This window comes from Piscinibacter sp. (assembly GCF_050175855.1).
Classification (GTDB): domain Bacteria; phylum Pseudomonadota; class Gammaproteobacteria; order Burkholderiales; family Burkholderiaceae_C; genus Piscinibacter.
Window position 1 is genome coordinate 1 of the sequence record NZ_JBFXIO010000189.1, and the last position, 9,534, is coordinate 9,534.

Below are 9,534 nucleotides of genomic sequence, written 5' to 3' on the forward strand. Positions count from 1 at the left end.
CCAGCGATCGGTCGGGAACACCACCGGGAAGCGGTAGAGGCGCCGGCCCTCGCCGCGGTCCTCGCCATGGAGGTCGAGGATCTGCGTCGCCAGTTCCGGGTTCGGGACGTCCTGCGCCCGCACGGTGAACCACGGCACGTTGCGTGGAACGAGCGGGCTCTTGAGCTCAGGGCAGGCCTCGGCCAGCGCACGCTCGATCTGGTCGAACGACTGGCCCTGGTTCAGGCCCTGGTCGTAGATCGCCTGTGCACGCGGCACCTCGGCGGCCCGGCGGGTCAGGACCTTGATGCCCGCGCGGATCTTTCCGCCCGTGGGCAGGCGGGGCGTTCCGTTCGTACCGTTGCCCAGCAGGGTGGGCAGAGCCACAGGCCCGCCGTGCAGCACGACGGCAGGCCGGGGATCGGGGGATGGAGAAGAGGCCATCGGCGTTCCTCGGTGGGCGTCGGGGGATTCCGACGAACCATCGTCCCGCCTCGGCCCGTGCGTTCAACCCCCCGCGATCACGACCCCGCCAAACCAATCCACAAAGAACGGCCGCTCCGGACTACTGCTGTCATTCATGCTGCGGTGATGTGCACCCGCACCTGACCCTCTGCGGTCGTATCGACCTCGGCAGCGAACTGGCGCTGTGCAGCGATTGCTGACGCTGGCCGCCAGCGGGCGTACTCACGATGACTGGCACCAAGCAGTCGTTGGACCTTGAAGATGGCAGAGGCTCCAGTGGCGCTTGGGCGCGCCACTGCCGCCGCAGAACTCTTCGCAAACGATGCGCGGTGCCAGCGCGGCTTGGGTCTCTGGACCCACAGCCTGACCAGTCCACGAACCCAACCTGTCGGGCCATGGACTCAGGACCGTAGCCGTTGCGGCGTCCCGATACTCTTGGACTGAGCGGTTGGCAATGTGATTGCCACACCATCGCCGGCCCCAGGCTCTCCCTTGGCCGGAGAGCGCACTTCGTATTCGAACCGCTGCATGAGCACGAGGTCGGGCTTCTGCCGGCTCCACGGCGTGTTGCAGTTGAGCCAGAGGACTGGCCCAGGGTCCGGCGCATGAGCGGGACTCTGGCCGACGCGCGGCTTGCGACGGCTTGAGAAGCCCGAGCATCTATTCGCGGAAGCGGTAAGGCCCTTCCGACGGCTGGTTGAAGGCGAGGTGGCTGACTAGGTCGTCGCCGGTCCGCCAGGCGTGCACCAAGAAACCTGGCGGCTCGCGGCCCCAGCCGTCGCCGCCTTCGGGGGCCAGGCTCAGCCAAGTCTGGTGCGCAGTGGACGGTGCTGTCTGCACCAAGGTACCCGCCCAGCGCCGCTGCGCGCTGCGGTGCAGGTGGCCGCAGACCACGCGCTGCACCTGCGTATGGCGCGCCAGCACGGCGGCCAGTTCGGGCCCGCCCTCCAGCAGGCCGATGCGGTCCATCCAGCCCAGGTGAGTTTCGAAGGGCGGGTGGTGCATGGCCACCATCGTCGGCAGGGCCGGCTCGCGCGCCAGCGCTGCGTCCAGCCAGGCCAGGCGCTGCGCGCACAGGCTTCCGTGCGAAGCGCCGGGCACCACGGTGTCCAGTGTCAGCAGCCGCAGTCCGGGCAACGCCACCTCGTACTGCACAAAACCGCCGGGGGCGGGCTGCTGCAGCACGGCCTGCTCGGGGAAGGTCTGCCGCATCAGGTCGCGCTCGTCGTGGTTGCCGGGCAGCAGGTACAGCGGGCAGCGCAGTGGCGCCAGCAGTTCGCGCAGGTGGGCGTAGGCCGCGGCGCTGCCGTCGTCCACCAAGTCGCCCGTCATCAACACCGCCAGCGGCGCCTGCGGCAGCCGCAGCACGGCCTGCACGGCGGCCTGCAGGTGGGCGGCCGTGTCCACGCGCCGGTAGGCCAGCTCACCCGGGCCGCGGATGTGGGTGTCGCTGAACTGCACAAGTAGATGAGTCATGGCGTTGATTCTGAGGGCGGCGCCGCACGCCCGGATGGGCCGCCGCCGCGTGGGCGCTTGACACCTGCGGCGCCTGCGGCGAAGATGCATACGTTGCGTATACGCAAAGTATTCGCTACTAACCAAGCTGCCGCCCGCCATGCCCAAGCCGATCGCCCTATCGTCGCGCGCCTACCAGCTGCTGCGCCAGCGCATCCTGGCCGGCGAGGTGCAGCCCGGCGAGCCACTGTTTGAAATCCACCTCGCCGAGCAACTGGGCATGAGCCGCACGCCGGTGCGCGAGGCGCTGCAATCGCTGGCGCGCGACGGCTACCTGGAAGAACTGCCCGGCCGCGGCTTTGCGGTGCCGCGGCGTTCGCTGGACGACCTGCGCCAGTTCTTCGAGCTGCGCGAGGTGCTGGAAGCCGCCGCGACGCGCTACGCCGCGCTGCGCGCGCGCCCGGAAGAGATCGCCGAGCTGGAAGCGCTGTGCGCACGCTACGAAGGCGAGGCCGACCTCGACGCCTGGAACCAGATCGGCGCGAAGTTCCACGCCACCATCATCGAAGCCGCACGCAATGCGCGCCTGGCCACCTTGCTGGCCTCGTTGCACGACCAGATCGACCTCTCGCGCCGTTCCGTCATCTACGCCGGCCCGGCCTGGCGCGAAACCGCGGTGCGCGACCACCGCGCCATCTGCACTGCCATTGCCGCGCGCGACGAAGCCGCGGCCGGCGCTGCGGCCACCGAACACGTGCGCCGTTCCTACCAGGCCACGCTGCGCGCCCACCAACCCGAGGCTTTCGCCGTGCAGAAGACCGCTTAAACACCGCCGCCAGGGACCCGGGGCCAGCACAGCAGCCCGGCCACCCCGGCACGGCCCACGACCCCCCCCCCGCGGCCCAGACCGCACCACCTCCGGAGACAACCCCAATGAAACGCACCCTTCTGGCCCTGGCAGCCGCCACCCTGGCACTGGCCTTCGCCCCCGCGCAGGCCCAGGACTACCCCAACCGGCCCATCAAGATCATCGTGCCCTTCCCGGCGGGCCAGGCGTCCGACTCCATCGCGCGCCTTGTGGGCGAGCAGCTGGGCAAGAACCTGGGCCAGGCGGTGGTCATCGACAACAAGCCGGGCGCCGGCGGCAACATCGGTACCGATGCCGGTGCCAAGGCCCCGGCCGACGGCTACACGCTGACCATGGCCACCGCGGCGCTGCCGATCAGCAAGAACGTCTACCCCAAGCTGCCCTTCGACCCCGAGAAGGATTTCGCCCCCGTCACGCTGATGACCATCACGCCGCTGGTGCTGGTGGCGCGCCCGTCGCTGCCGGTGGACAGCGTGGCCAGCCTGGTGGAAGCGGCGCGCAAGGCGCCGGGCAAGCTGACCTTTGCGTCCTCGGGCATCGGCACCTCGCACCAGCTCAGCAGCGAGCTGCTGAAGGCGTTGGCCAACATCGACATGCTGCACGTGCCCTACAAGGGCAGCGCGCCAGCGCACATCGACCTGATGGGCGGCGCCGTGGACATCATGTTCGACAACATCGTGCCCGTCACGCCGCACATCAAGTCGGGCAAGCTCAAGGCGCTGGCCGTCACCACCAAGATGCGCGCGCCCACGCTGCCCGACGTGCCCACCATGGCCGAGGCCGGCTACCCCAACTTCGAAGCCGTGGCCTGGTTCGGGCTGCTGGCGCCCGCCGGCACGCCGCCGGCCATCGTCGAGCGACTGAGCAAGGAAGTGAACGCCATCCTCAAGAGCCCAGACATCAGCGCGCGCCTGGCCAACATGGGCGCCATCGTCCAGGGCACGCAACCTGACGAGTTCGGCCGCTTCATGAGCGCCGAAGTGAAAAAGTGGGCGCCGGTGACGGCACGTGCCCAGATCCGAGTGGAGTGAACCTGCGATGACAACCCCGAGCTTTATCACCGAACCTGCCCGCGAAATTCCGCTGCTGCTGGACACCGACGTCATCGTCGTGGGCGGCGGCACCACCGGTCCGCTGGCCGCCATCTCGGCGGCACGCCAGGGCCGCCGCGTGGTGCTCATCGAGCGCTTTGGCTCGCTAGGCGGCAACATGACGCTGGGCCTGAACACCAAGCCATCGGGCGCGCTGATCGGCGGCCTGCCGCTGGAGATCTGGAACCTGGCGCGCACGATGGGCGGCGCCGGCGACGACTACATGGCGGTGGTTAAGACCGGCAGCGTGAAGATCGCTTCGCCCTGCGACCCCGAGATCATGAAGATGCTGCTGACGCGGCTGTGCGCCGACTCGGGCGTGCAGATCCTCTTCGAGACCACGGTCTCGGGCCCGGTGATGGACGGCGATGTCGTCAAGGGCGTCTTCGTCGAAAGCAAGCGCGGCCGCCAGTACATCGCCGGCCAGGTGGTGATCGACTGCTCGGCCGATGCCGACATCGCCGCGCGTGCCAACGCGCCTTTCGTGATGGGCTCGGGCGACGCTGAGCAGGCGATGCAGCCGGTGTCGATGTACTTCACGATGGACCGCGTGGACCTGGTGCGCCTGGCGCAATGGGCGCGCACCACCGACGACGTGCCCGCGCGCGCCATCCCCGACACCGACGAAGGCCTGGCCTACGGGCTATGGCTGACGGGATTCAACAAGTCGCTGCGCCAGTTCCAGGCCGACACCGGCGTCAAGCTGCAGCGAGACAACATTACGCTGAAGACGGCCGACGGCCGCATGTACGTGAACGCCACGCGCGTCGTGGGCGTGGACGTGTTCTCGCCGGTGGAATTCACCAACGCAGTGCTCGAGTGCTACCGCCAGATCGAAGGCGTGGCGCGCTACCTGCGTGAACGCGTGCCCGGCTTCGAACAGGCGCGCATCGAGCAGGTGGCGCCGGTACTGGGCGTGCGCGAAACGCGCCACATCGTCGGCGAATACACGCTGACGGGTGCCGATTCGCTGGACGGCACGCACTTCGAAGACAGCATCGCCGCCGACGTCTCGGCCGTGGACATCCATGACCCCAAGGGCGCCGACGTTGATTTCCAGGGCCGCCGGCCTTACGAGATCCCCTACCGCAGCCTGCTGCCGCTGGGCGTGGAGCAGTTGCTAGTTGCCGGCCGTTGCATCTCGGCCGACCATGCCGCGCATGCCCGTTCACGCAACATGCCGGCCTGCATGGCCACCGGCCAAGCTGCCGGCATTGCCGCGGCGGTGGCGGTGGAAACCGGCACCACGGTGCGCCGCGTGTCGGTGGCCGAAGTGCAGCGCCGCCTGCGTGCGCTGGGCATGCCTCTGTACGGTGAAGAGGTGCAGGGCGCGGTGTCTGAAACCGCCGAGGCCTAAGGCCATGCAGATCCAGTACTGGTTCAGTGTGGCCAGCCCCTGGACCTGGCTGGGCAGCGCGCGCTTCGCCCAGCTGGTGCAGCAGGCCGGCGCCCAGGTGCAGGTGCTGCCGATGGACCTGGGCGCGGTGTTCGCGGCCAGCGGTGGCCGGCCCTTCACCGAGCGACCCGAGGCGCGGCGCAGCTACCGCCAGCTGGAGCTGGCCCGCTGGTCGCGCCGGCTCGGCGTGCCGCTGACGCTGGAGCCGCGCTACTACCCTGTGGACCGCACGCCGGCCAGCCAGATGCTGATCGCCGCGCGCCACCAGGGGCTGGACGCGCTGGCCTTGTCGCACGCGGTGCTGCGCGCCATCTGGAGCGAAGACCGCAACATTGCCGACTGGGCCACGCTGGAGCAGATCGCTGACGCCCAGGGTCTGGACGGCGCCGCGCTGGTGCTCAGTGCGCAGGCGCCGGCACTGGTGGACGAGCTCAACGCCGACACGCAGCGCGCTATCGCCGCCGGCGTGTTCGGTGCCCCCACCTTCATCGTCGAAGGGGAGCGCTTCTGGGGCCAGGACCGGCTGGACTTCCTGGCCGAGCGGCTGGGCGCAGTGGTCTGAGCGGCGCGGCTAGCCTGCTGTGCTCCAGCGGTTCGACCACGCCCTACGACGTGTCGACGGTCCTGGCCTGACCGGTTGCGCAGCCTGAGGATGTGCTGGTCTGCCGAGAGCGGCAGACCGTAGCGCCCCACAACAACGAGCCCGTTAGAGGGCCCACAGACCACCAGCGCGTCCTGATCCTCGGAAAGACCTACCCGTCGCCCAGTGCGCGGTACGTCCTGGGTTGCGGGCATGGCCAAGGACGGCCGGCTGGTGTGGCTAATCCCCGTGACGTTCAGGCTGGTCGAAGACGATCAGCAGTTCAGGAAGTGGCGCAGTGGATCCGCGCCCGTGTGCGCCGTGCGCAGGACGACGCCCGGCCCGAGAGCCATCGGGTCTCGGTAGACACCATTGAGCTGGACGGCGAACCGCTGCCGACGCGCGACCCCTGGATCGCCCGGCGTGCAATGCTGAAGCCAGTGCTCGTGTTCGACTCCTTCGCCGAACAGGATGCCGGGCGCGAATCCAGTGGGGTGACGCTGGGCCTGGTGCCAAGGGTGCCTGTATTTGTCTTCGGCGGTGGCGCTCGACTGGCAAGCCAGTGCAGATCCGACCGTCAGCTTCGCGGCGGCGAGTTCAAGGCAGCGGATGTCGCCGATGGGTGGCTACGGCCCCTCGGATGCAGTCGACGAATCTCCACTCTCAGTCTCGAACGGTCGCTGGTTTGCCCGCACGCCCCCCAAGGAGGGATCCCCAACCACCACTACCGGGTGATCCCGCGGATGTCGAATGAACTTCACACTTCAAACGAGGGCCGCGACAGTGGCAGCCAGCGGGCGAGCCGGACGCACGCAGTGCACATGCGGAGCGATCGTCGCGGCCCCTCATCGACAGGTCGAGCACGGGTTCGAATACCGCTGCGGTCAATCGAGTTCCAGAAAGTCACTGACGAGTCCTCAGCGGCATCTCGGGCATGGCCCCATCCATCACCCACCCTCCTCCACCGGCTACTCGAACAGCTTGCAGTTTGGTCTCCCTGTCGGCCGGCGTCATGAACGGGCTCAGGACATGCATCGGAGCCGGGTCAGCCCCCACGTCCAGCAGGATCGCGTTCGCAAACCCCGCCGCCGTTCTTGCGTCATAGCGCAGCGGCTTCACGAATCGCCGCCCCTGCGCCACCAGCGCCCGGATCAGCGGCACCTCGTGTACGCCCTCCAGCGGAATCCACTCCTCGCTGGTCAGCATCAGGCTAGCGAGGTCGATCTCGTAGGTGTGCTCCCGGCGCGCCCGGATCAGCGCCGCCAGCATGAGACGCAGTCCTCGCCCTCCGTCCGAGTCGAGCGCCTCGAAGAGTGGCGCGAAGCCGCGCTGCACCCGCGCCCAGGTCCGCGCGTCTGCCAACAAGGGGGCGTCCGGCATGTGGCGGATCCGGATGCGCGCGCCCGCGGGTGCCGACTCCCAGCCCTTGAGCTCGCCCAGAACCACCGCCAGCGGCTGACGCCCGTCATGCGGCTGCAGCACCGACAACCTCGCACGCCGCCGTTCAGCCTGCTCGGCCTTCGCGGTCTCGCTGAACGCTTCCGGCACATAAAGCCGGTTCGACAGCGGCTCGCCCTTCACCTGGATCGCCTCGGCGGCCTGCAGCAGGTACTTGTGAAGCACCGCCTGGTTGCGCTTCCCGGCCATTGCCGGTGACCAGCGGTTGAAACCGGCCCGCTCGAACAGGAAGTGCATCAGCGCCCGCAGGCTCATCCGGCGACGGGTGCGGCCGACCTCCGACGGCTCTGCAGGTTCGCGGCTCACACCAGGCCGCCCGGGCACACGCGCCCACGGGAAGTCCACGTGCAGCTCCACCCGTGCCGGATCCAGCTGGACGACGGCCTCTCCGACCAGTTCGCCCAGGCCCGACATCGCAGGCCCCGGCTCGTAGCTCGGGCAGGCGGGGTGGTGCCGGTCCCCGGTCTCGGGCATGCGCTTGATCTGGAAGTGGCGATGGAAGGCGACGTACATCTCGACGCCGCCGGCCACGCACAGGCAGCGCGGCCGGCCCGGCGCCTCGTAGGCCCGGGCCAGCAGGTCCTGCAGCTGCGGGTCGTCGGCGTCGACCACGCGCCCACCGATCGCAAAGCGCTGCCCGTCCACCCCCGACTCCTTCCCCGACTCCATCGCCGTTGCAGCCCTTCAGCAGGCGCGCCGTGTCATGCCAGCTCCTCGAGCACCTTGGCCAGCTCGGGTCGCGGCCTCGGCAGCTGCTCGCGCACGGCACTTCGATCGGCGATGCCCAGCACCAGCCCGACCTGATCCTCGTCGGCGCCACGCTCGTACATCCGCGACATCAGGGTCAGCCGTGCGGACTGCGTGCACAGACCGGGTATGTCGGCCTGGCGGAAGATCTTGCGGTAGATCTCCAGCAGGGGACGGCAGACGGTGCGGTTCTGGCCCTCGCCACCGTTCGGCGTGATCGGATAGACCTCGCCCTGCGCGCCCAGGAACAGCGGGCCGTGCGGAGCCAGGCCGCGCCAGTGCTCGGCGGCGCCAAGGCCGTGGCCGGCACGGAGCCGCTCGTCGAGGTAGGCGCCGAGCGCTTCGTCCAGGCGACGGTGGATGAAGAACAGCGGCCGGTCCCTGCCGTTGATCGCGACATCGGCGCGCACCCTCGACTCTCGCCGCACACTGCCATCCTCCAGCAGGTAGTCGCCCACCGTCAGGCGCGCGACTTCCAGCGGGCGCAGACCGGTCGCGAAGGGCAGGTGGTAGAGCGCCAGGTCGTGCAGCGGCCGCGTGGATCGGCTGCGCACGCGGCGCGCCCCGAGATCGACTTCGTCGGGCGAGAGCACGCGGGCATCGCGATGCGAGCCCACCTGGCCCGGATCGAAGTGTTCCAGCGCCTGGAGGATCGCGTCCCGGTGCAGGCGCAAGCGCTTCACGAAGGCGGCCCCGCTTTCCTGCAGGCCATCGACGCCCACCACTTGCGTCAGCTGGACCGCCAGCGTCTTCACCCGGCGGTCGACGGCCGAGCGGGACAAGCCCCAGCGCTGAGCCACGGCCGAATACGGCTCGCCATCGATCACTTCGCGCAACATCTGGCTCGTGCGCGAGTCCACATGCCGTTGACCGGCATCGTCGGAGTTTGTGCCCATCGTCAACCTCCCGCGACAGATGCACCCCCTTCAGCCGCCCAGCATTCCAGGTCGGCGTGGCGCCTGCCACCCTCAGAGGTGCGTCGCCCCAAGGGGCTATCGCCATCAGCCTCGACACCCCCCGATGGGTGCACCCACATAACGTCCGTGGCAGATGGTCTTCGAAGTCCTGTGGTCGGATGACGGGTCATGACACCCCTCCCTGCTGCTCGATCCAGCGGCGGATGTCCTCGGCGCGCCAGACGGTCACGCGCTCGGACAGCTTCACCGGCTCCGGGAACGTGCGCGCATGCACGCGTCGCCACAGCGTGGACTTGGAGATGGGGACGAAGGACAGCACCTGCGGCTGGCGCAGGAAGCCGGTATCCGGCAGCGCAGCACTGGGCGTTGCGGCCGGGGAATCCGCCGATGGGGTGGCGGGAACAGAAACGCGGGGCATGAGCGGCCTCTCATCGGCATGCAGCCGGCAAAGGTCATGACCTGCTCTGCGACGACGGCGCTCGGTCAGGAAACGCGCCAGCCGCCCGGGAACGCTCGACTCCTGGACCACCGCGGGCGTTCCGTTCGCGCGGTGGATGAAGATGCCTTCCGAAGAGGGC

8 protein-coding genes and 1 pseudogene are annotated in these 9,534 nt (G+C 69.2%); 4 read left to right on the forward strand and 5 right to left on the reverse strand.

What is annotated here, in order from left to right; genetic code table 11:
- Together AB7U92_RS14880 and AB7U92_RS14885 are read right to left on the reverse strand one after the other, a co-directional pair.
- Positions 1-366: pseudogene (locus tag AB7U92_RS14880) on the reverse strand (hypothetical protein); the annotation flags it as partial.
- 738 nt (positions 367-1,104) lie between these two features.
- Positions 1,105-1,920, reverse strand: coding sequence for a phosphodiesterase (locus AB7U92_RS14885; RefSeq protein ID WP_428578272.1), 816 nt, complete (start codon positions 1,918-1,920; stop codon positions 1,105-1,107).
- A gap of 139 nt (positions 1,921-2,059) precedes the next feature.
- On the opposite strand from AB7U92_RS14885, the gene AB7U92_RS14890 reads away from it, so the two are divergent.
- The 4 genes from AB7U92_RS14890 to AB7U92_RS14905 all read left to right on the forward strand — a co-directional run bounded on the left by AB7U92_RS14890 (position 2,060) and on the right by AB7U92_RS14905 (position 5,816).
- The gene (locus AB7U92_RS14890; protein ID WP_428578275.1) at positions 2,060-2,725 is read left to right on the forward strand and encodes a GntR family transcriptional regulator; all 666 of its coding nucleotides are present in this window, start codon (positions 2,060-2,062) and stop codon (positions 2,723-2,725) included.
- A gap of 107 nt (positions 2,726-2,832) precedes the next feature.
- The gene (locus tag AB7U92_RS14895; RefSeq protein WP_428578278.1) at positions 2,833-3,798 is read left to right on the forward strand and encodes a tripartite tricarboxylate transporter substrate binding protein; all 966 of its coding nucleotides are present in this window, start codon (positions 2,833-2,835) and stop codon (positions 3,796-3,798) included.
- 7 nt (positions 3,799-3,805) lie between these two features.
- Positions 3,806-5,215, forward strand: a complete 1,410-nt coding sequence (locus tag AB7U92_RS14900) for an FAD-dependent oxidoreductase (RefSeq protein WP_428578281.1) — start codon at positions 3,806-3,808, stop codon at positions 5,213-5,215.
- 4 nt (positions 5,216-5,219) lie between these two features.
- Complete coding sequence (locus AB7U92_RS14905; RefSeq protein ID WP_428578284.1) at positions 5,220-5,816, forward strand: 2-hydroxychromene-2-carboxylate isomerase; 597 nt, start codon at positions 5,220-5,222, stop codon at positions 5,814-5,816.
- A gap of 921 nt (positions 5,817-6,737) precedes the next feature.
- Here the strand turns inward: AB7U92_RS14905 and AB7U92_RS14910 are convergent.
- From AB7U92_RS14910 to AB7U92_RS14920, 3 genes are all read right to left on the reverse strand, one after another.
- Positions 6,738-7,937, reverse strand: coding sequence for a DUF1173 family protein (locus AB7U92_RS14910; RefSeq protein WP_428578286.1), 1,200 nt, complete (start codon positions 7,935-7,937; stop codon positions 6,738-6,740).
- 56 nt (positions 7,938-7,993) lie between these two features.
- Positions 7,994-8,935: a site-specific integrase gene (locus tag AB7U92_RS14915; protein WP_428578289.1), complete on the reverse strand. Its 942-nt coding sequence runs from the start codon at positions 8,933-8,935 to the stop codon at positions 7,994-7,996.
- 187 nt (positions 8,936-9,122) lie between these two features.
- Positions 9,123-9,534 (reverse strand): helix-turn-helix transcriptional regulator (locus tag AB7U92_RS14920; RefSeq protein ID WP_428578292.1); only part of this gene is annotated, 412 nt, incomplete at its 5' end.

Excerpts from the sequence above, each read along its gene's own strand:
- AB7U92_RS14900 (WP_428578281.1), top strand. The coding sequence starts at position 3,806 with ATGACAACCCCGAGCTTTATCACCGAACCTGCCCGCGAAATTCCGCTG.
- AB7U92_RS14895 (WP_428578278.1), top strand. The coding sequence starts at position 2,833 with ATGAAACGCACCCTTCTGGCCCTGGCAGCCGCCACCCTGGCACTGGCC.
- AB7U92_RS14905 (WP_428578284.1), top strand. The coding sequence starts at position 5,220 with ATGCAGATCCAGTACTGGTTCAGTGTGGCCAGCCCCTGGACCTGGCTG.
- AB7U92_RS14890 (WP_428578275.1), top strand. The coding sequence starts at position 2,060 with ATGCCCAAGCCGATCGCCCTATCGTCGCGCGCCTACCAGCTGCTGCGC.
- AB7U92_RS14915 (WP_428578289.1), bottom strand. The coding sequence starts at position 8,935 with ATGGGCACAAACTCCGACGATGCCGGTCAACGGCATGTGGACTCGCGC.
- AB7U92_RS14885 (WP_428578272.1), bottom strand. The coding sequence starts at position 1,920 with ATGACTCATCTACTTGTGCAGTTCAGCGACACCCACATCCGCGGCCCG.